Genomic DNA, 21,371 nt, shown 5'->3' with positions numbered 1-21,371 from the left:
CTGCCGAGGGCGCCACTGTGACCACACCATGCAACCGGGGAACCTGCAATGAGACTTCTTCTCGCCATTTCCATTCTTCTCGCCGCGGCCATCGGGTCCGGCCCCGTCGTGGCGCAGCCCGGCCAGCTTCAGGACCGCTACATCGTGGTGCTCCACTCCGACGCCGGCGTGCCAGCGAACGTGGCGGCCGACGTGGCGTTGGGCACCGGGGGCCGCGTGGGCTACGTCTACGAGACCGCGCTCCGGGGCTTCTCCATCACTATCCCCCGGGCGGCGCTCCGGGGCCTAGAGAACGACCCCCGCGTCGCATCGGTGGAGGAAGACATCCCGGTGACGGCTTTCCAGACACTCCCCACCGGCATCGACCGGGTGTTCGCCGACGACAACGGGTCCATCTCCATTGACGGGGTCGACGACTACCGCGTGGAGGCGGACGTGGCGGTGCTGGATACGGGCATCGACGTGGAGCACCCGGACCTCAACGTGGCGGGCGGCGCCAATTGCCTGGAGACTTCGGGTGGACCGCCGTGGGCGCCGCAATACGTCTGCGACGATACCCAGAGCGGCGACGACGACAACTACCACGGCACCCACGTGGCGGGCACCGTCGGGGCCCTCGACAACGGCATCGGCGTGGTGGGCGTGGCGCCCGGGGTGCGGCTGTGGGCGGTCAAGGTGCTGGACTACGAGGGCTCGGGTGCCCTGTCGGCCATCATCAAGGGCATCGACTGGGTGGTGGCGCAGGGCAACATCGAGGTCATCAACATGAGCCTCGGCGGCCAGGGCAGCAGCTCGGCCATGAACGACGCGGTGCAGAACGCGGTGGATAACGGTGTCACGGTGGTGGTCTCCGCGGGCAACAGCAACGACGACGCCAAGAACTACACCCCTGCCAATTCGCCCGCGGCCATCACTATCTCGGCGCTGGCCGATTTCGACGGCGCTGCCGGCGGCGGCGCGTCGCCTACCTGCCGCTCGGACCAGGACGACACCCTGGCTGACTTCAGCAACTGGGGAACGGTGGTGGACCTGGCCGCGCCGGGCGTATGCATCCTCTCGACCATGCCCATCGAGCAAGGCGAGTACGAGACTCTGAGCGGCACCTCCATGGCGGCGCCACACGCGGCGGGCGCGGCGGCCATCCTGGCCAGCCAGGGCTATCTGCCGGCCGATATCCGGGCAAAACTGGAGGAAAGTGGCAACCTCAATTGGACGGACGACTCGGGCGACGGCGTCCAAGAGCCGCTTCTCGACGTGAGCAACTCCGAGATCTACGCGCCGCTACTGGTCTCGGGCGAGGATGGCGCCACGGAGACCAATGCCGCTCCCACGGCGGTCATCTCCTACACCTGCAAGGACCTCGCCTGCGATTTCGACGGCGCAGATTCCTCAGACAGCGACGGCTCAATCTCTGTCTACGCCTGGGATTTCGGGGACGGCTCCACGGCGAGCGGCCAGAGCGTCTCCCATACCTACGGCGCGGAAGGTACTTACACGGTCACGCTGACCGTCACTGACGACGACGGCGCCACCGGCTCCGAGCAACAGGACGTTACGGTGAGCAGCAGCACCACGGAAGGGATCTCGCTTAGCGCATCGGGCTACAAGGTGAAGGGCGTGCACCACGTGGACCTGACCTGGGACGGTGCTACGTTAACCGATGTTGACATCTCCCGGGATGGCAATTTGCTCACCACCACCCGCAACGACGGCGGGTATACCGACGATACCCGCCAGCGGGGCGGCGGCTCCTATACGTACCAGGTCTGCGAGGCAGGCACCAGCACCTGCTCGAGCACGGTGACCGTGACCTTTTGATCCCCGGCGGATAGGTGCGGCACAGGCCGGGCGGATATGCCCTCCCGTGCCATGCTCAGAGGGGTATCTGGTCGAAACGGGTCGCCCGCCGGTGGGCGGCCGCCAGCGGGGGGTAGGCGGCGCGGGTGAGCCACACGGTCTGCCAGCCGGCGCGGCGGGCAGCGTCCAGTTCCTCGCGCACTCCGACAGGAACAGGATCCGGCCCGGCGGCACCTCGATCTCCCCGGCGATGCTCACTTTTCCCAAGAGCGAAATATTTCAGCAGTTCATGAAATGCTGAAGGAGCAGCGTTCCCAGACGCTCGCTTCTTCTATTAGCGAAAGCTCTTGGTGCTTGGCCATCCGGGGACGGACAAGTTGGCACTAGATGTGGTGGCGACTAGAATCTGCACAAGGCCCCACCAATGATGGTGACCGCCATGGACATCCCCCGGTACATCTCGCCCTCTCAAGCCCTTCTTGTTTCAGGGATCGCATGGAAGTCTTCCACCACTCTCTGCCCCCGTCCTGCGCCTCGTAGCTGTCACCATCCGCAAGTCGCTGGCACCCACAGCATGAATCCGTTTGGTGCCTCTAGCGATATCGGTGACATGCGGTATCCAATGGTCGGACGTTGCGTCGAGGATATCTTCTGTGATTAAACACGGAAAGTCGCTGGCACTTCTGCTAGGTGGCTTTCCCGCGCGGTTAAAAAACTCTTGGTCCGAGGCGAATCTCGTTTTTCTTCTTTCTGTACTCAACTACGGAGGGTTGTAACATGCCTATCTCGGTACTCATGGTTCTTGACGGCGAATACCGCTTCGACCAGGCCCCTGCACCGGAACCGCATACGGGTGCCCAAGACTTCACGTTCACTACACTCGTGCAGACACTCGAAAACGCGGGCATGACTGTCTACAAGGCTCATCGCGATCCCGATGCCGACGTCACGGCCGATGAGAACGGTTTCGACTTTTCCAGCCACGATCTGCTTGTCTACGACGTGATCTGGTTGTTTGGCTACCATGGGCGGAACGCCTTCCCGCCTGGTACGGGTGGATCAAGCGGCGATCATCTGCTGTCCGCCGCCGAACACGCGGCGATTGAGGCCTTCATGGATGCGGGTGGCGGCGTTTTTGCCACTGGTGACCATGACAGCATCGGCGCCGATACCGGTGGCCACATCAAGCGCGTCAGGGCGATGCGGACCTGGTTCGGCATGAACGACACGCAGGCCGATACGCTACCCGCCGGTTTTCCGCTCAACCATGATGTCGTGGGTTCGTTTCAAGCCGACACGGTACAGAAGAATCCCCAGAGTGACTACAGCGGAGAAACGGAGGAATTCACCTTCTTCGAGAACCAATCGGATTCCATTCCGCAGCAGATCACGCCGACGAGTTCCCCAGCGCATACCATTCTGCGGCGTAACGGCACTGATATCACTGTGTTCCCGGATCACATGCACGAAGGCAACACGCTGGGAAGCGCCGAACTGCAGCCGTTCATCGACGGTGGCACCCTGACGGATTTTCCGTTGCTCGATGGTCACCGTGAATTGCCGGAGATCATCGCGACCGGCCAATCCTTTGCGCAGCTCTCCAAGTTCGCGGCCGGCGGGTTCGGCGGAGACTTCCTCAGTAACGTGTTGCCTACCCCCAAGACCGTCAACACCCTGAGCACATACGACGGCCGAGCCGTTGGTGTCGGGCGAATCGTCACCGGCGCGACCTTCCACCACTACATCGACATCAACCTGACCGGCGATACCGACATCAATACGTCGACAGAATTTGCCCTGGCTGGTCCGGATGCGGCCAAGGGCCAGGGCTTTGGCTACGCCGGCGCCGAAGCGACCTTCGCTGATATCAAAGCCGTCTACCTGAACATCACTAAGTGGCTTGCGCGGCCGAGGCCCGCAATTCAGATTATCCTCGAGCGCAGCACGTTCAGCCAGGACGAGGCAACGGCCGGCGGTACTTTCAGTGCAGCTTTCCTCGTTACGGTCGACGGACTCAAGCCCAGCCAGTTCCCGGGCGGCGGCATCACGACCCTGAGCCCATCGCAGGCACAACTGGACGCGTGGGCACCCGGACTCACGCTCGAAGACGATGACGGAATCACCATTCGGGCATCAGACGTTGACAGCGACGATCCGGGTCTGCTGGACCGACTGCAGCGCTTCACGTTCACGTACGAGGTGACCGTCGATCCGATGGCGGCGTTCGGCTTCGGCGGCGAGAATCGTGCGCTGTATATCGATGGCTTGCTCGATCCCACGGGCGTCACCGATCCGCTTACTGACCGGGCGTGGATCGTACTCGTCAAGGCGGCCAATCCCTTCATGGTCGATCTTGCCAACGGTAACGATACGCACTGGCTCAGCTCCGACGTTCGGGTATTCAAGGTCGTGGCAGGTACGCCGTATCTCGGTCATACGCTGGTCGAGGATGCGACGCCTGCTCAGGCCCGGACCTGGCTACAGAACGTACTTGGTACGCTGGCGATCGGCGGGTTTGAAGGGATCCCGATGACCCAGGCGGAATCGGCCCTGAGCCCTTTGCCGACGACCACTGCCAGCGGCAAGCCCGTCTATAACTTTGCGATTGCCCGCGTACGCCTGAACGGCCAGGCGGTCGCTGCGAACAACGTGCGCGTCTTCTTTAGGATCTTCACGACGCAGACGACGGCGGCATTGACGTTCCGGCGCACCGGTGGGGCGACGCCGATCGATGGCACGCCCATGGCGGGATACCTGCAGACGGCCGGCGCCAATCCCATCGCGCTGCCGGGCGAGAATGCCGCGGGTGACGAATGGCTGTCGTTTCCGATGTTCGCATCTGCGCGCGCGGCCACTCCCAGCGCGCAGACCGACCCGAACAACGTTGAAGTATCGATCGCGCCTGTACCGGGCGAGGAGATATCCACATTCTTCGGCGCATTGATCGATACCAACCTCAATACTCCGTATCTGCCGCCAGAACCGGGATCGGCTGCTGCGCCCGTGGGTCGTTCATCGCTACTGATGGGTGCGCATCAATGCATCGTTGCGCAGATCGAACACCAGGGCACGGCGATTCCCGATTTCGCCAAGCCGTCGACTTCTGACAAACTCGCACAACGGAATATCGCCATGAGCGAGATCGCCAATCCTGGGCTGGAAGCCTCGCGGATGGCCTTGCACACTTTCGAGATAGAGGCGACGCCGGCGCCGATCGCCGATAACTACTGGCCTGACGAGCTGCTGGTCGACTGGCATCGGGGTGCACCGGACGGCACGTTTGCCGCTTTGTTTATACCGACGTGGGACGCGCAACAGGTCATCGAACTGGCCGATCGTTTCTACGCCCGGCACGCGTTGTACGTACTGGATAAGCACACCGTGGCAGTGCCGGCGGGCGGGGTTTGCTACGTGCCGATCCCGAGGCACCACGTCCGGCAAACCGGTGTCGTCAGCACCCACTTTCCGCCGGGCATCAGGAAAGGGGAACGCTATGACGTTTCGATCCGCCAGGTCACCTACCGTGAGCGACGGGGCAGGCCGCCAAAGTACGAAGGGCGCCAGATTTCGCGTGCGGAGGCCTTGCGCCTGCTCGATCGGAATGACGTCGATGGCGAATTCCAGGAAGGATTGCCACGGGGTGCGTTCCGCATCGGCGATAGAGATGTGCTGTTGACCGACACGTCAGTGTTCGACATGAAATCCGACAAACCTCTGTTGATGAGACTCCCAAGCAAGGAAGACCTCAAAACGTTCGCAAGCACGTCGGGGCGATGGCGAGAGACGATCGGGGCCTTCCAGATGGGCATTCCGGTCTCTGATAGACAGACGATGCGTGTGGAGTTGCTGCGGCTGCTGGCGCTGCTGCGCTGGCGTGCGGGTCTCGTGAAGCCCACGAGTCGCTGGTATGCAACGTTCGGACGTTACGTCGAACTCATGACCGAAAAGGTCCGCGCATTCGGCATCGATCCGTTTTCGATTGATCCGTCGCCCAATCCGGCCATCCCGGGACTTGGTGATGACGACGATGGCAGCGGGGGTGCAGATGACCAGGACGTTGGAGATACCGGGGGAGATACAATTGATATGAATCCGTTCCTGGAGCCTGGCGATGACGAGTGGCTAGATAAAACTTCAGGCCTCGAACCACCAGGCAAGGCTGGGTCGGGCAGGCATTCGGGCAAGGTATCTGGGCTGCTGTTCGACCACTTCGGGGACTTCGAGGGATTCACGGTCGAGACTTATGGTGGTGCGCACCTGAGGTTCTTCAGCAGAGAGGCGGCGATACTCGACATTGCCAGAACAGCCTGGCTGGAACGGTATGTCGTGACCGTGATGACGGTGGCGAGCGACAGTCGTGAGGTAAGGCGGCTATTGATTCGTGGCTATCGCTGAGCGGGAGGCCACCCGTGCGTCGATGGTAGAGCGCTACCCAACCGTATGACACATAACAAGGCCGCAAGCTCGGACGCATTTTTCGTTCGCTGTGCTCACTACAAATGCGCCGGTTATGGCTGGCGTTGGCTCGCTTTTCCCAGGAGTGAACTATTTCAGCAGTTCATGGAATGCTGAAGGAAAAGTGTTCCTAAAAGCGCTCGCTTCTTCTACGAGCGAAACCCGTTCCACCTAGCGTGTTGAGCTAAAATTTATAATTAGGAGGGGTCCTGGCAATTTCTAAATGCAACATTTCGCTAAAACCTTCGCTCCCTATCCCAGTATCGGTAGCAGCGACAATGCACGATATTTGTGTCGTCCACATACTCACCTGTTGAACTAAACCGCTCCGCGGTAGCTCCCCTTCGATAAACGCCGGCGGTTCTTCCGTCGTCAACACTCTCAGTTGACCCGATGTGGGTCTGACTGAGAGGAGAGACGACGATGACACCCTTGCGTCAGCAGATGATTGATGCCATGCGCCAGCGTGGCTTTTCAGTGCGTACCCATCAGAGTTACCTGGCAGCGGTTACCGCCCTGGCGCGGTACTACGGGCGTTCGCCGAGTCAGTTGAGCCTCGAAGAGCTGGAGGCCTGGTTCAGGTATCTGGCCGTCGAGCGTTCGCTATCCGGTTCGACCTGCCGGGTTCACCACGGTGCGGTGCGCTTCCTCTATGTGCAGGTGCTGAAGTGGCCGTCGTTCGATGTGTCCTTCGTGATGCCGAAGCGGGCCCAACGGATCCCCGAGTTGCTGACCCGCGATGAGGTGGGGCGCATTCTGGTGGCGTGTACCAACCCCAAGCACCGCATGCTGCTTCAGACCTGCTACGGCTGCGGCCTGCGGGTGAGCGAGGTGGTGCGAGTGCGGGTGCGTGATATCGATGGCGAACGCGGGCTGCTGCGCATCGAGCAGGGCAAGGGGGCGAAGGACCGGCTGGTCACCCTTTCGCCCGGCCTGCTTCACGCGCTGCGCCGTTACTGGGCGGTTTACCGCCCCCCCACGTGGCTCTTTCCCAGCGGAAGCGATACGACGACCCCTCTCAGTATCGCCAGCGCCCAGCGGGTGTTCGGTCGCGCCAAGAACCGGGCCAGAGTGGAGAAGATCGGCGGCATCCACAGCCTGCGTCACGCCTATGCGACCCATCAACTGGAGAGCGGCCTGCCGGTCCACCGGCTGCAACGCCTGCTCGGCCACGGCAACCTGCAATCGACGATGCGCTACGTGCATTGGGTACCCGAGCAGCGCGGCGCTGCGCAGGGGGTGTCCGATCTGATCGCGGGACTGGGGGTGGGTCATGACTGAGGCGGCCACTGTGCAAGGGATTCTGAACCGCTTCCTGCGCGCTGACACGCTGGATTACCAGCGGCGCAAGGTCTGTGGCCATCTGCAGGCCTGCCGAACCGAGGCGATGGGCGGGGTGCGGCTGCGCTGCGGCGCCTGCGGTGACGAAGAGGTTTGGTATCACGGTTGCCGCGACCGGCACTGCCCGCAGTGCCAGGGACGGGCGACCCGCCAATGGGCCGCGCGTCAGCAGGGGCACATCCTGCCGGTGACCTATTACCATCTGGTCTTCACCCTGCCACATACCCTCAACGGCTGGGTGGCACTGCACCCGGAGGTGATCTACCGCCTGCTCTTTCAGGCGGCCTGGTCCACCCTCAAGGCGTTCGGCCAGGATCCCAAGCGTCTGGGCGGTGAGATGGGCATGAGCGCGGTGCTGCACACCTGGGGCCAGAACCTGAGCCGCCATGTGCACCTGCACTGCCTGGTACCGGGCGGGGCGCTGGGCGGTGACGGCCAGTGGCGGGCGGCGAAGAGCACCTACCTGTTTCCGGTCAAGGCGCTCTCGCGGCACTTCCGGGGCGGATGGTGACCCGGCTGCGCCAGGCCGCGACCCAGGGCGACCTGCACCGTGTCACGCGCGACGGCGAGGTCGATGCCGTACTCGACGCCTTGATGGCCGTTGACTGGGTGGTCTACACCAAACACTGTCTCGACCATACCGCCACCGTCGTCGACTACCTGGCCCGTTACACCCACCGCATCGCGATCACCCCAGCGCGGATCCTCGCGGTCGACGACGAACGGGTGACCATTCGGTACAAGGACTACCGCGACCGTGACCGACATAAGACATTGTCCCTGGAGGGCGAAGAGTTCGTGCGCCGCTTCCTGATGCATGTCCTGCCGAAAGGGCTGATGCGCATTCGTCACTTCGGCTTCCTGGCCAACCGCGGCCGCCGGGAGAAGCTCGCCCGGATCCGTGAGGCCCTGGCCGTCCCCGTCCCACCGGAGAAGGACGACGGCACCGCACACCACGACAGCGTCGACTATCCCTGCCCGCAGTGCCGGACCGGGCGGCTGTACATCACCGCGCAGATTGCGCCCAGTCGAGCATCCTGGAGACCGCCCGACACGCGACACTGAGGCCGTAGAACAGGATAAAGGCCTGCGGTCTTGACCGAGGTGGGACGGTCCCGCAGCGGGGCCGCGGTTGCGCTCGTCCGGACATTGGATTTTGCGCAGAAATGGCGAGAGAATGACCACCTATCGCACGTTGCAGGGCCCGAAGACATGGACGAAAAGACCTCGCCGGCCACGACCACCGCCCCGATCTGCGCCACCGCCGGCGCATCGCACCCACCCCGCGTAATACATTTCCCTATAGATCAGTCCGTGCCGGTCTGATGGGCGGCTTAGTCCAACAGACATTTATCCGCCATGCTGCGCACGGCGGATAAATGCTTATGAGTTATGCAATACAAGGACATTCATGTCGGCCAAAAGTCTAGCCAAAAACCTACGTGACGAAGTCGTGCACTTGCAGGAGCAACAGGGTAAGGACGCAATAAAATGCGATGATTTGATTGCCTATCTGGATCAAGTTCTGAACTCCCCGGACGAAGAGGTCGAGCCTTTTCATAGGGAACAAATTCGGGCGCAATGGCAGTCTTCACTCGAGGAGCGTAAAGCGATTCAGGCGTCGAATCTCGAGATGTTCCGATCCGTGATTACGGCCGGTCAGAATGCCCTGCGGACCGCGTTACTGATGAACGGTGGAGCTATCGTGGCGCTTTTGGCGTTCCTCGGTAAGTTGACAACAGAAAACCCCGGGAAGCTATCCGCATTCTCTGGGTCACTAATGATTTTCACCGTCGGAGTTTTCCTTGCAGGGTTAACATCAGGGTTTACGTACCTTAGCCAGTGGTTCTATGCCTCAGACAAACCGTGGTCTCGAAAGACCGGATGGGTGCTCAACATTGCGTGTATCATCTTGGGGCTTGCGGCATATGGCACTTTTATCTGGGGAGCCGTCGATGCGTACATCGGTTTCCAAGATTTCGCATAACCAGAGGCTCAAGCCGACGCTCGTGACCTTGAGCGGCGTAGCCAACCGGTAAAAAGGCCCCCAAGGAACAACATGAGATTAGCGGTTCTGGTCTGTCTGATGTTCGTATGGTGCAACGCAGCCAGTGTAGCTCTGGGGTACGTGACTGGCAGCGACTACGTGGACATGAGTGATAACGAAAAAAAAGGAGTCTGGTTGATGGGTGTCTTGGATGGAACGATCGCGGAGTCGTTGCCTGGCAGCGGTGAAACGGGGCCATGGCTTGCTACATGTATACGGGAGCACGAATTTCGGCAACTTAGAGCGATCTTTGAAAGCTACCTCCGGGCGAATCCGGAAGACTGGCACGCGCCCGCCGCCATAATTGCTCGCGGAAGACTTAAAGAGTTCTGTGGCGAGTGAATTGCAGGGCGCTTTTGACAGCTGGCTAAAGCGGCGGCTTAGGCAAATGTTATGCAGCACAGATGAACATGCCGGCATATCTTTACCGAGGAGTTAATCCTGAGATGCATGAAGCGTCCAATGGGAGGCTTATACCTAGATCCCCCGGGGAAGAGTTCAAGAAGCCAATCTATTATGGCAGTACTGGAGATCCGGAAAAGGACTCATACTACGGAGACGGGTCTACTTATGGTGCATCTGAGACTAATGCTGTGATTAAACATCAACGCAATAGTTCGAAAAATCCTACGTCAGGCGTCTCAACGACACCAGTGCGAGAAAACGCAAAAAGGTACGCTACGCATGGTGGCAAATATCCAAATGGGATTGTATACAAAATAGATACGGCGCTACTTTCTGTGCATGGGGTGACCGCCCATGAAGTATCAACGTATGCTACTAAACCGGCCATACCCGGAGATCGCGAGATAATACTTGTAGCCCAAGATTATGGCCCGCTTCCGGCAGAGATTGTTGTTGAGGTGGTGGATGTATAGCTGCATGACAATCACAACCAGCTCACCGCTACGCGGCTGGGACGCGGCAAACAGTACCGCGCTTCTGTTGTGAGACGTTACGCTCGCTTTTCCCAGAAGCGAAACAATTCAGGAAGGTCGATACTGATTGTTTGTCGCTCGTTTTGTGTCGTGCCGCTGTTGGAGATCAAGTATTAAGGGGTGTTCCTCGAACGGACCACCGACCGCACCATGGCTGAGTAGAACGCGGAGATCTGGCGTCTGAACGCGGTGCCGCCCCTGCCGGTGGGCTGACGTCTGGTGGCTTCGAGGCTGCGACCGCAGCGGATGGGACACGTGGCCATTTGGCGGGAAGGACCGCTGTGGATTCCTCCACGCCGTCGGCGTAATAGCCGAAGGACTCGTGGAAAGGCGACATCTCGCCGATGGTGCCATCGAGGAGGTTCCATCGATCAGGATGTTCGGCAGGTATGAGATCGGCTTCCATGGACATAAGCACGGTGTTCGGCGCATCGGGGTATTTCCCGAGAATTGACTGGCTGCCCAGAACGATAATGGTTTGGGATTGGGTGATCGCCCCGGCCGCGCGGATTGGATGCTCAAGGTTGTTTCTCTTCACGGAGGATCCTCCATCGTTCCGCGGGTGTGACGAGTCCTGCAAACGGGCTCGACGATCGGAGCAGGATGGATTGTTCATCCAGCCCTTCGAGCACGGCCACGATGTTTTCCAGATCCTGTTGGAGGATCGCGTCCCACGCTTTCATGCAGGGTGGTGGATCCCGGTATCGGGACCCCCAGCGAACGAGATTGCTCCGTGCCTTGCCAAGGACCGCATCCGGCTCGGCCAGCAATCGGTCGCGCACGATGGCGTGGAAGGCGATCGAGCGGCGATCGCGGGTGGAGAGTGGTTCCTCAGAGTGGCTCAAGGTTTAGGAGCCTGACGGATGATCGATGGCGGATAAGCGTATACTGTGATCTTAGCAAAATACGCTCTTCACGGCGGCTTGCTGGGCCCGTCGATGTCGGCCCGTCCGCGGAGGCGGCCAGTCCAGGCGGCTGTGAAGGCGGGCTTCCATTGGAGCCCAGTTCCAGGGACCCCGGAGACCCCATAGGGATGGTCGTGCCATGGCGCTGCGCCTGGTTGGAGCCCCCGGCAAGTGTAGCGTCCCCCCGGGCCCGGAACCGGAAGTAGTGTTGCCGTGGCGGGTACCGCCAGGGGGTGCCTTGGCGGTCTGCATCGGAACCACGGCCCCGGAAGGGCCAGGGCCTTCAGTCGAGCCCCGGGACCCCCGTGCCCACGACGATGCGCACGGCCTGGTCCTGGGTGAACCCAGCCGCCAGCAGGGCCTCGTAGTAGCCCTTGGTGAAGGACGCGAGGTTGGCGATGCTCTCAGGCTCGGCGAGCACCTCGAGCACGGCGCGGATGTGCTCCGGGTGACGGGGCTGCGCGGCGGGCGGCGGCGTTGCAGCACCCCCTTGGGCGTGGCTGGTGGACGCCAGGGCGACGAAGGCCGCCGCCAGCAGGATGCGTGTCAGTCCGGTCATGGTGGGGTCGGGGTCCGTTGGATGGTCAAAGGTTGAACATAATCCGATTGGGCATTACGGGCCACAGGCGGATCGGGCCTGCCAGAGGGGGGTGATGGCCCCTGCGTCCGTTATCCTCTGGCGCCGGCGCATCACGGGTAGAGTAAGGCAGGGGGCGCCGGCCGGTGCACGAGGTTCACATGCATCCCCACCAGGGGCACGGGGGATCCGAATTGGGTATAGACGGCGACGTCCGCGGCATCCCGGCCGTAGGCAAGGGCGACGCGTCCACCCTTGAGGTGTGCGCTGGTGGGGTCGAAGGTAAACCAGCGTCCCCCCACGTAGGCCTCGAACCAGGCATGGAGATCCATCGGCTCGAGCCCTTCGAGGTAGCCCACCACCATGCGAGCCGGTATGGACAGGGCGCGACACAGGGCGATGCCGAGGTGGGCCATGTCGCGGCACACCGCTGTCGATGCACCGTTGATCTCGCAGGCACTGACGTTGTACGGCCCGGCGCCCGGCGTGTAGGCCAGGGTGCGCCGGATGTAGTCGACGATGGCGCTGCACTGGTCATAGCCCGGAGCGCACTCGGCAGCGAGGGACCAGGCCATGTCCGTGAATCGGTCCGACTCGCAGTAGCGGCTCGGAAGCAGGAAGGGCAGGGTGTCCTCGGGGAGTTGATCGACGGGCACGAAGGCAGCCCCCGGTGCCGCGTCACAGGCGTCCTCGGCCAGGATGTCCGCGGCCGTGTGGACGGCGAAGGCGCCCGCCGGCGCCACGAGGCGCTGGCACAGATTGCCGAAGCCGTCCGTGAACTCGGCTGCGGCGACGCTCGGGCGGAAGATGTACTGCTCGCGCGCCACCCACTGCTGCGAGCCACTGCGCGGGCGCAGCATGAAGATAAAGGGGGTGGCTTCCGGTAATTCAAATTCCAGCGAGCATGACGCATGTAGCCACATCGAACATCTCCTTGCGGGTTGATGGCCGGACTGTCCGCCGGGCGGGGGAAAGGTCTCGCGGCCGTCCGGCCGTCTTATGCCTCGGACCGGCCAGGGTGATGCCCTCGAGTATGAACAGGGTACGGGGGCCGGCGCTACGACTATTCACCCTGGACCAGGGACCCTGGGCGCAGGAAGAGGGCCGGGGTTGCCGTCGCCCTTCCAGGGAGGTCTGCATCGAACCATCGTGGACTTTCCGGAGCATGGCTGCCGCACCATAGTGGGAATTATGGCAGAATCATTCACGTATCCCATCCACCCCGGTTTCGTTTGCGACCCATGAGTGATACGCGCAATCCACGCACGCAGAAGGTCATTCGGCGTCTTTTCGTGGCCCAGCTGGGCCTCCTGGCGGCGGTGGGCGCCATGGTGCTCGTGGGTGTGCTCTTTACCCAGCACCTCGGCTCCTTTCCCTTCGCCTTCCTGACCGGCGCGCTGGGGGGCAGTATCTCCCTGCTGCGACGCCTGAGGGCCGAGCGCCAGGCGGTCATCGATGAGTTTGCGGACTCGTGGGTGTCGTCCCTCATGCCGATGCTTTACGGGGGCTTGATGGCGGCCATCGCCTATCTGTTCTTCATGTCCGGCATTCTCACCGGGGAGGGCGGAAACGGTTTGTTCACGAGCAATCTGTTTCCCAATTTTACCGCGCCCTCGGTGGAGGGAGGGACCCTCTCGGTGCCGATCATCCTGCAGCTAAGACCAGAATCGGTGCAGGATTTCGGCAAGTTGCTGGTGTGGTGCTTCATCTCCGGCTATTCGGAAAAGTTCGTCGCTGGGGTCCTCCAGACCCTGGAGGAGCGCACCGGACAACGCGGCGACTGACCGGCCGGGCCGCCGGTTGCGGCCGCAGTCCGGGACAACAGGGAACAGGCCATGAATACAACGAAAACAACGGTGTCCGCCCTGCCTCACAGGTACGCCATCAACATGGGGCGTAGCTGGCTCTCATAGAGCGCCAGGGAGGCGGGCTTGTGAGAACAGTGTTTGAAGAACCTCAGCACTTGGCGGCTCACTTTGGAGGTATAGCGGAACACCGGGGTGCTCCAGTCGGGGCGGTCGGTCCCGTCTGTTGCCGCGGTCTGCCGGCGGTCCTGTTTGCGCAGGGCTTTCTCGTCCTCGACGCCGTGCTGACCCATGGTGCGGTGCACCAGCATGGCCACGAGGAGGGAGGTGATGATGGCCAGACGCACCTGGTTGTCGATGGCCACGACACTGGCGCCCCAGGCCTTGGCCTGGCTGAAGTCGTTCTTCCAGGTATCGAAGCACTTCTCCTCTTCCCAGCGGCGGGAATACAGGAAGGCGACGAGGCCGGGCTCGAGGTCGAAGTCGTTGGTGAGGAACTCCACGAGGCGGCCGCGCCGGGAGCGGAAGGTGACCAGCCGCCAGAAGGCCTGGGAACTGCCCAGGGTGATACGCAAGTCCTTCACGATGCCTTCGTTGACGGCGATGTCGGCCACCGGCAGGGTCTCGGTGGAATCGATGCGCAGGTTCTTTTTCATGCGGGTCACCCGCGTCACGCCCAGGCCCTTCTTCTTCTGGTCCCAGAAGCGGGCGTCGATGAAGGCGCGGTCGACGAGCCACAGGGCCTTCCTGTGCCGGGTCATGGCTTGTTCGTTGGCGTCATAGTCCCGCAGCAAGGTGGTCTCGTGGCGATTGCGGGTATCGACGTAGACATCCGCGGGGCACCCCAGGCGCACGTCGTAGAAGCTCAGGAGAGTGATCGATATTAACTTGCCAAGTTGGCGTTACTCGATACGCGGATGGATCTCATAGTTCCAGTCGCCTTGGAAGTCGTTGCGCGTGAGCGCAATGGCCTTCATCTGAGCATTGGTGATTTTCGCACCGGTGGGGTAGTTGCGCTCGTCCAGCTTCGCCTTGACGCGAAGCCCCTTGGCAGTACGCGTATGGCCGATGAGGTCGACGATGGTCTCGAAGGTACGCAGCGGCTTGCCTCGCCAGTTCTGCGTGATATGGCAGAACTGGCGGTGCTCTATCTTGTTCCACTTGCTCGTGCCCGGCGGAAAGTGGCTCACGCGGATACGCAGGCCCGTTTCGTCGGCGAATCCTTGCAACTCATGTTTCCACACCCTCGAACGGTAGCCGTTCGATCCCCCCGCATCAGCCGTGATGAACAGCTCCTCGGCCTTCGGATAGGCCGCGCGGCCCATCTCCTGCCACCACTGGCGAATGGAGGCCACCGCAAAGGCAGGGGTGTCGTGGTCACGCCCGACGTTGACCCAGGCCTCGTTGCGCCCCATGTCGTAAATCCCGTAGGGGATCGCCTTGCCCAGCCCATCGCTGGGGAAGTCGTGCACCAGTGCCTTCTCCGGGGCGCCCTTGGGCTGCCATTCCCGCCCCCCATTGCGAAAATCGCCCACCAGCTCCTTCTTCTTCGTGTCCACCGAGATGACCGGCTGGCCCGCGCCGAGCAGGCCCTCGGCCGTCGCGTTGAGGTACTCGAACTGCGCGTGGCGCTCGGGATGCGAGACCCCTTCGCGACTCTTGCGCACCGACTGCAACCGGTAGCCCGCTTCGTTGAGCAACCGTCCAACTGTGGTCGAACTCACCTTCCAGCCTTGCGCCGTCAGCGCTGCCGCGAGTTTCGCGCGGCTTTTGCAGGTCCAGCGCAGTGGCGACTCCGGGTCGCCGCGCGTCAGCGGGTCCACCAATCGCTCCAGCGCCTCCAGGAGTCCCGGTTGGCTCGCCTCAATTCCGGGACGACCGGCACCCGGGCGGCGTACCCGCGCACTCGGCTGCACGCCGGACTCGATCTCACTCCGCCCCTTGCGAATGGTTTCGCGGGCAAGCCCGGTGGCCGACGACACCAGCGCATCGCCACCCCAGCCGATGCTGCGCGATTCCGCCGCCGCCCACAACCGGCGGCCACGTTCGTTGAGTTCCGGCGAAACGGCGATGTATTTCTCAACGATTGCGGCTTCCAGTACGAGGTTTCGTTTCATCCCCGTAGGAGATCACAGATCCCTCTACTTGGCAAGTTAATTTCCGACAGAGGCCTCAGCAGCGCATGGCCCTTGGGGTTGTCCTCACCGCCCTGGCGGGGCGTGCGGCGCCCGTAGTGGGCGCTCTCGTGCTGATAGGTGCCGTCGGTCGCGTACACGGGGCGCCCCGCCAGCTCGGCAAACCCGGCCAAGCGGTCGGGCAGTACCGCCCGGGCCTCGCTCCGCAACGGCCCTATCATGGCACTGACCACGTCGCGGCGACGCCGCGACGCCAGGGCATCGGACCAGGTAGAGCGGGCCAGGGGTGCCTGCGGGCTATGGGTCGGGTCCAGATGCAGCAACGACTGCACCTGCTCGCGCAGCGAGGGCATGCCCTGCAGATGACGCAGTACGCCCAGGCTGATAAAGGTGTACATGTCCAGCACGCTCGTATTGGCATTGGCGTTGCGCAGGCGCGCCAACGCCTCGGAAACGGGGATCAGCAGTTCGCCCAGGACGGTCTCGTTCAGGATATGGTTCATTAAGGATTTCATTCGCTCACTACGCATGAAGTTCTCCGATAAGTTGTTGTTTCTACAACACATATCGCGAACACCCTGGAGAACCTTTGTCAAGTACTTTTTGACATTTTTTCGAAATTATTTTCCCGACCCAATATCAGGCACCATAGCGCCATCGAATTGCCGAGGGCGTATTTTTCAGAAAACATCGTGAATAGCGACCTGCGCAGCTTCATATGCCCCCCTCGCGGTCACTTTATTGACTCCGGGCCAGAATTAGTCCGGACACCGTTGCAACGAAAAACAATAAGCTGAACTTCCAACAGAATCGAAGTATTCACGTAGTTTTTACTTTGACCCCAATTACCTAGTTTTTACTCTGACCCCAATTACCCAGACCCCAATTACCACATGCCACGCGTCCTGCTGCTCGTCCTGCTGATGTCTTTCCTGCCGGGTCCCGCGCTCGGGCAGGAGCCATGGTCCGCCACTCTGCAGAGTGGGCGCAGCATCCATGTCGATCCCCGGACCAACCGGGTGACGGTGCAGAGCGCGGGCGGTAAAAGGCAGCTCTGGGACGGGGTGCACCGGCTCGAGGACGGCTCCAGCATCACCGTGCGCTCCGGCGTGATGGTGCCAAACATGGCGTTCCAGGAGTTCAAGCGGGAGCGACGCCATCCCCCTCAGGCCTTCATCAGCGAGGGGCCCATGGCCTGCAGGCAGCTGATACGCAAGACCTGCGGCCTGCACGGCGAGTGCGCCGACAGCCCGGCCTGCGGCCCCGCCCGGCAGCTGCTCGAGATCTACGAGGAGGAGCGCCGCGGGATCTCCCACGAGCGAGCCTTCGGCGAGGGCTATCTCCCCGCCGACGTCCAGTGCCGTCAGGCCCTGGAGGACCGCAGTTTCTTCGTCCCCTGCGAGCGTGAGCAGCGCGGGAACCGGCCCACGGCCTGCCAGCGCCTGGCCGACAAGGTCTGCGGGTCCGAGGGCCAATGCGCGCAGCGCGAGGCCTGCGGCCCCGCCCGCCAGCTCCTGGAGACCGAGACCCGGGAGCGGCGCGGCGCCCTGAATCCTGACGCGCCCACCCCCGCCACGGGGCAATGCCGGCAAGCCTTGGGCGACGACGGGTTCTTCACGCCCTGCGAGTGGTGATATCCGCGCCTTGCGCAACCGCTCAGGGTCAAACCGCTCAGGGTCAGGCCCCATTTACCCAAGAAGATCCTCTCCCACCTTAATGACAAGGCCGTCCTGGAACCGCTGAGCCTGTTGCCCTCAGCGCGGGAAACAGCCGGTCAGTTTGCCTGACGTTTCCCTGGTTCAACCCAGAATGCTGTCATCCACAGGGCAGGGCACGGCAGCGTTTTGGGTTGGTGGAAACGGGCTTGTTCCTTCGCCCCCCCTCCGTTAATTGAACGTTGACCGGGTTAGAACTTACATTTCGCGCGGTTATTTCAGGAGTTTGCGTATTTCGGATTTCGGACGGATTTTTAAAGAAGCGTTGGCGTAATCGATGTACCGGGAGTTATGAGGGAGCGAAGTTCCACCATCCGTCGCGGAGTTGTCGATAGACGTTATCGGGGATCCCCAATAGTTGCAGGACCTGCTCGTGCAAGGGTGTGAGCCCCTTGAGGGTGGAGCGGATGGGGCTGCCGTCCTGAAGGATCGTGCTGAGGTTGATGCCCTCGAAGAAACGACGGATCACCCGCCAGGTCGGCGCCTTGGTCTTCAGCCGTGAGGAGGAAGGCCGGCGCGCTCGAGGCATGGCTCGGCAACGTGATTGCGGGCTTCGGCGACCGGGTACTGCCGGTCGACACGGCTGTAGCCGAGGAGTGGGGACGAATGAACGCGATCCGCCCGGTGGCGGTCATCGATGCGTTGCTGGCAGCGACGGCAAAGGTCAACGGCCTGCCACTGGTGACGCGCAACGGGGCGGACGTGGCCGACTTGGACGTGGACGTGCTGAACCCGTTCGAGCGCTGAATTGCACGCTCCGGGGACAGGCATGCTCCGGGGGCAGTTTACTTAATTCGCTGTACGGCACGCCAAGACGGGGGCCTGCATGGTGGCGGTGGACCCGCGCTATTTCCGCCCCACGGAGGTGGAGATCCTGCTGGGGGAGCCCACCAAGGCCAAGGAGAAGCTGGGGTGGACGCCGCGCATCACCTTCGACGAGATGGTGACGGAGATGATGGAGAACGACCTGCAACTGGCCAAGCGCGATGCGCTGGTGAAGGAGGCGGGGTATCGGGCGTTTGATTACCATGAGTGAGGGGGCCGGGCTGCGCAATGGCCGGATCGGTTCGCGCCCAGGGGCGCTCCTCCGGGTGCGGGCCACCTACCAGTGGTTTCTGGAGCACCAGGGGGATTACAGGGGCTGAGGGGGCTGCCGGCGGGTCCGCTGCGCTTGACCCACCCTACGTTGCTGCGCGCTTTGGCGTCATGGGAAGGTCCCTTCTCCCTTGGGGAGAAGGACAGGATGAGGGGATGCTGGGCGGGAGCATGTGACAGATGTCGGGATGAATCCCGACCTACATCCGTGCCCTGGTCATGTTGGGGTTCGTTCCTCAACCCAACCTTGTCTGCTGTCTATCCGGCCTAGAGGTCAGATTCCTCGATACCCGCGATCTTCATCAGGTGTCGTTGCAGGCCAGCCTTTAGCGGCGAGTTACCGTGAACAGGTACGGAAATGCGGGCGATGTTGCCGGTCCTGGCATAGATGTGGTGGCTTCCGGGTCACGGGGGGGGCACGGGGGGGTAGAGTAGAGAGCAGGCCCTAACGCCCGTAGGTCCGGCTTAGCGGTTCCCGCCCCTTTCGTTTGGCGGTGCCTAAATAGCCGGGCCGTAGCCACCAGGGCCAGCCCTCCCTCATCAAACCGTGCATACGGTTCTCCCGTACACGGCTTTCCGATGTGCTTCACGCCAAGGCATGCGCTGAGCGCCAGCCTGCTTTATGGGATAGCTTGAGTAATCCAAGGGCGTCGTGGAGGTGGGCGTAGGGAAAGCGTTCGTAACCGCGCGTGCGAGTGCGCACTTTGTGACGCCGCCGCAGTTGGGTACGCACGCGTTCCTCAGTGAACCACCGGACGCGTCCGAAAGCCTTGGTGCAGTTGCCGTAGTGGAAGTAGCCCGACCAGTCGCGTAGCACTTGGTTGACTTCCGTGATCATACGCGGCATCGGCACCGGGGTGCGGCGCCGCGCGGTGAGTTCCTTGATGCGCGCCTTGATCCTTCGTTCGGCGCGGCGGCTCGGCTCAACGTGAGGGTAGCCGTTGCCGGTTCGTCGGCTGCGTGCCCATTTGATGCTGAAGCCAAGAAAGTCGAACGCCTGTCGGCGGGCATCCACCACGTGGGTTTTCTCCCGGTTGAGCGTCAACTCCAGGCGTGTCAGCACCGTCTCAAGCACCGCCATGGCCGGCGCGGTGTCCCCACGACACAGAATCACGGCATCGTCAGCGTAACGCACGAGGCGCGCCCCTAACCGCCGTTCCAAGTCGTGCCGTTCCCAAATCCGGTCCAGCAGATGTAGATAAAGATTGGCCAGCAGCGGGGAAACAACCCCGCCTTGCGGCGTCCCTTTCCGATTCCCTTTACCGCCACTCGGGCGTTGCTTGCCTCGCCCATCCTCTTCGATGACCGGGGCCTTGAGCCATTGCTGAATGAGGGCGAGGACGCCCCCATCGGCAAGGCGCTCGGCAACCACGGCCATGAGCTTGGCGTGCGGGATCGTATCGAAATACTTCGATAGATCCGCATCGATGATTTGGGTCTTTCCCTGAAACAGACCGTCGGTGACGGCCTTCACCGCATCATGGGCCGAACGCTGCGGGCGAAATCCATAGGAGTGCTCGCAGAAATCAGCCTCGAAGATCGGCTCCACCACCAGCTTGAGCGCCATCTGTACGATCCGATCCCGGATTGTGGGGATCCCCAATGGGCGCTCACTGCCATCCGGCTTGGGTATCCAGACCCGACGCACGCCGTCCGCGCCGTACGTCTTCTGCTCCAGTTCCCGTTGCAATTCCGCCAAGTAGGCGTCTCTTCCGACCCCCGCCTCGATGGCCTCACAGGTCACACCATCGATTCCTGGCGCGCCCCGATTGGACCTGACACGATCATAGGCGTGACCGAGAGTGTCTGCCCGATAGACCTTGTCATACAAGGCGTAGAAGCGAAAGGATGCGGCTCTTTTAGAACGACTCATTCCGCCCAAACCATGGCTTGTGTTTCCGGCTGTAGATGGCTATAAAAACCCGCGCATATCTGGCGAAGGATTGATTGCCAGGCCAACCAGTCGCTGAGCCGGCTGGCGGGCGGCCGCGAGCAACCGGTGACAAGAGTGCCGGAATCGGGTAGATGAAGCGGGGCCGTTGAGACAGGTGCGATACCGGGTCTAATTGACTTGGCGGTCGATCCCGGTATCGCACCCCGGGCCGTGCAGAGCACGTGCCCGCACACTATTTCTCGTTTTCCCCTGACAATCAAGTCCTCATCGGCCTGGATCGCCGATGGAGAACCCTGCACGCCTGTACAACTGCGCCCGTTGTCATCGTCAGGTGATGATTTGCAGTGGCTGTGACCGCGGCAACATCTATTGCCCTGAGGGGTGTGCGCAGGCGGCACGAAGCGCGTCTCTGCGGGCCGCCGGCTGGCGCTACCAGCAGAGCCGCCAGGGCCGGCACAAGCATGCCGAGCGGCAACGCCGCTACCGGGCGAGAAGGCAGAAAGTGACGCATCAGGGTTCCCCGGCCCCGCCCCCTCATGATCCACTACCCCCCGTTCCGGCGAGGCCGGCTGGCCGCCGCGGTGCGGATGGCGCGCCGATGATGGCGCCCATTCGCTGCCACTTCTGCGGCCGTGAGTGCGGACCTTTCCTGCGTACCGGCCCGCTT

Annotated in this window: 21 protein-coding genes and 1 pseudogene; 11 read left to right on the top strand and 11 right to left on the bottom strand. The window is 62.2% G+C overall.

The window, feature by feature from the left end:
- The first annotated feature begins 48 nt into the window (after positions 1 to 48).
- The gene (locus U5S82_24175) at positions 49 to 1,818 is read left to right on the top strand and encodes a S8 family serine peptidase (GenBank protein ID MDZ7754664.1); all 1,770 of its coding nucleotides are present in this window, start codon (positions 49 to 51) and stop codon (positions 1,816 to 1,818) included.
- Positions 1,819 to 1,873: 55 nt separating this feature from the next.
- Here the strand turns inward: U5S82_24175 and U5S82_24170 are convergent, their stop codons facing one another.
- The gene (locus U5S82_24170) at positions 1,874 to 1,999 is read right to left on the bottom strand and encodes a hypothetical protein (protein ID MDZ7754663.1); all 126 of its coding nucleotides are present in this window, start codon (positions 1,997 to 1,999) and stop codon (positions 1,874 to 1,876) included.
- Between the two features lie 575 nt (positions 2,000 to 2,574).
- Here U5S82_24170 and U5S82_24165 point away from each other — a divergent pair.
- From U5S82_24165 to U5S82_24140, 6 genes are all read left to right on the top strand, one after another.
- A complete protein-coding gene (locus U5S82_24165; protein ID MDZ7754662.1) occupies positions 2,575 to 6,192 on the top strand; it encodes a hypothetical protein in 3,618 nt (1,205 codons plus the stop codon).
- A 483-nt stretch (positions 6,193 to 6,675) separates the two neighbouring features.
- Entirely contained in the window at positions 6,676 to 7,533 is an 858-nt protein-coding gene (locus tag U5S82_24160) for a site-specific integrase (protein MDZ7754661.1), read from the top strand.
- Between the two features lie 10 nt (positions 7,534 to 7,543).
- Complete coding sequence (locus tag U5S82_24155; protein MDZ7754660.1) at positions 7,544 to 8,104, top strand: transposase zinc-binding domain-containing protein; 561 nt, start codon at positions 7,544 to 7,546, stop codon at positions 8,102 to 8,104.
- Positions 8,098 to 8,658 (top strand): transposase, encoded by a 561-nt coding sequence (locus U5S82_24150; GenBank protein MDZ7754659.1) that lies wholly within the window; start codon positions 8,098 to 8,100, stop codon positions 8,656 to 8,658. Before U5S82_24155 ends, U5S82_24150 begins: the two co-directional genes overlap by 7 nt.
- Positions 8,659 to 9,004: 346 nt before the next feature.
- Entirely contained in the window at positions 9,005 to 9,580 is a 576-nt protein-coding gene (locus U5S82_24145) for a hypothetical protein (GenBank protein ID MDZ7754658.1), read from the top strand.
- A gap of 464 nt (positions 9,581 to 10,044) precedes the next feature.
- Positions 10,045 to 10,518, top strand: coding sequence for a hypothetical protein (locus U5S82_24140; GenBank protein ID MDZ7754657.1), 474 nt, complete (start codon positions 10,045 to 10,047; stop codon positions 10,516 to 10,518).
- 166 nt (positions 10,519 to 10,684) lie between these two features.
- Here the strand turns inward: U5S82_24140 and U5S82_24135 are convergent, their stop codons facing one another.
- The 4 genes from U5S82_24135 to U5S82_24120 form a co-directional block, all read right to left on the bottom strand.
- Complete coding sequence (locus U5S82_24135) at positions 10,685 to 11,116, bottom strand: hypothetical protein (GenBank protein MDZ7754656.1); 432 nt, start codon at positions 11,114 to 11,116, stop codon at positions 10,685 to 10,687.
- The gene (locus U5S82_24130) at positions 11,097 to 11,423 is read right to left on the bottom strand and encodes a hypothetical protein (protein ID MDZ7754655.1); all 327 of its coding nucleotides are present in this window, start codon (positions 11,421 to 11,423) and stop codon (positions 11,097 to 11,099) included. Before U5S82_24130 ends, U5S82_24135 begins: the two co-directional genes overlap by 20 nt.
- 343 nt (positions 11,424 to 11,766) lie before the next feature.
- A complete protein-coding gene (locus U5S82_24125) occupies positions 11,767 to 12,042 on the bottom strand; it encodes a hypothetical protein (protein MDZ7754654.1) in 276 nt (91 codons plus the stop codon).
- Positions 12,043 to 12,173: 131 nt separating this feature from the next.
- Positions 12,174 to 12,983: a transglutaminase family protein gene (locus tag U5S82_24120; GenBank protein ID MDZ7754653.1), complete on the bottom strand. Its 810-nt coding sequence runs from the start codon at positions 12,981 to 12,983 to the stop codon at positions 12,174 to 12,176.
- A 318-nt stretch (positions 12,984 to 13,301) separates the two neighbouring features.
- Here U5S82_24120 and U5S82_24115 point away from each other — a divergent pair, with 318 nt between their 5' ends.
- A complete protein-coding gene (locus U5S82_24115) occupies positions 13,302 to 13,844 on the top strand; it encodes a hypothetical protein (protein ID MDZ7754652.1) in 543 nt (180 codons plus the stop codon).
- Positions 13,845 to 13,930: 86 nt separating this feature from the next.
- Here the strand turns inward: U5S82_24115 and U5S82_24110 are convergent, their stop codons facing one another.
- The 3 genes from U5S82_24110 to U5S82_24100 are packed head-to-tail and all read right to left on the bottom strand — an operon-like array spanning position 13,931 to position 16,503.
- The gene (locus U5S82_24110) at positions 13,931 to 14,719 is read right to left on the bottom strand and encodes a transposase (protein ID MDZ7754651.1); all 789 of its coding nucleotides are present in this window, start codon (positions 14,717 to 14,719) and stop codon (positions 13,931 to 13,933) included.
- A gap of 48 nt (positions 14,720 to 14,767) precedes the next feature.
- Positions 14,768 to 15,982 carry an ISAzo13 family transposase gene (locus tag U5S82_24105; GenBank protein MDZ7754650.1) on the bottom strand — a complete coding sequence of 405 codons (1,215 nt, stop codon included), beginning with the start codon at positions 15,980 to 15,982 and terminating at the stop codon, positions 14,768 to 14,770.
- The gene (locus tag U5S82_24100; protein MDZ7754649.1) at positions 15,979 to 16,503 is read right to left on the bottom strand and encodes a hypothetical protein; all 525 of its coding nucleotides are present in this window, start codon (positions 16,501 to 16,503) and stop codon (positions 15,979 to 15,981) included. The genes U5S82_24105 and U5S82_24100 overlap by 4 nt, the downstream gene beginning before the upstream one ends.
- Positions 16,504 to 16,893: 390 nt before the next feature.
- Here U5S82_24100 and U5S82_24095 point away from each other — a divergent pair, with 390 nt between their 5' ends.
- Positions 16,894 to 17,634, top strand: coding sequence for a hypothetical protein (locus U5S82_24095; protein MDZ7754648.1), 741 nt, complete (start codon positions 16,894 to 16,896; stop codon positions 17,632 to 17,634).
- Positions 17,635 to 18,004: 370 nt separating this feature from the next.
- Here U5S82_24095 and U5S82_24090 read toward each other — a convergent pair whose 3' ends face one another.
- Positions 18,005 to 18,184, bottom strand: coding sequence for a hypothetical protein (locus tag U5S82_24090; protein MDZ7754647.1), 180 nt, complete (start codon positions 18,182 to 18,184; stop codon positions 18,005 to 18,007).
- 29 nt (positions 18,185 to 18,213) lie between these two features.
- Here U5S82_24090 and U5S82_24085 point away from each other — a divergent pair, with 29 nt between their 5' ends.
- Both U5S82_24085 and U5S82_24080 read left to right on the top strand, forming a co-directional pair.
- Positions 18,214 to 18,462, top strand: coding sequence for a PIN domain-containing protein (locus U5S82_24085; GenBank protein MDZ7754646.1), 249 nt, complete (start codon positions 18,214 to 18,216; stop codon positions 18,460 to 18,462).
- 67 nt (positions 18,463 to 18,529) lie between these two features.
- Positions 18,530 to 18,751 (top strand): annotated as a pseudogene (locus U5S82_24080) (GDP-mannose 4,6-dehydratase).
- A 326-nt stretch (positions 18,752 to 19,077) separates the two neighbouring features.
- Here U5S82_24080 and U5S82_24075 read toward each other — a convergent pair.
- Entirely contained in the window at positions 19,078 to 19,200 is a 123-nt protein-coding gene (locus tag U5S82_24075; GenBank protein ID MDZ7754645.1) for a type II toxin-antitoxin system HicA family toxin, read from the bottom strand.
- 196 nt (positions 19,201 to 19,396) lie between these two features.
- Positions 19,397 to 20,683 (bottom strand): group II intron reverse transcriptase/maturase, encoded by a 1,287-nt coding sequence (ltrA, locus tag U5S82_24070; protein ID MDZ7754644.1) that lies wholly within the window; start codon positions 20,681 to 20,683, stop codon positions 19,397 to 19,399.
- Between the last annotated feature and the right edge of the window lie 688 nt (positions 20,684 to 21,371).

This window comes from Gammaproteobacteria bacterium (assembly GCA_034522055.1).
GTDB lineage: Bacteria > Pseudomonadota > Gammaproteobacteria > JAABTG01 > JAABTG01 > JAABTG01.
This window is presented reverse-complemented; position numbering and strand designations above follow the sequence as displayed.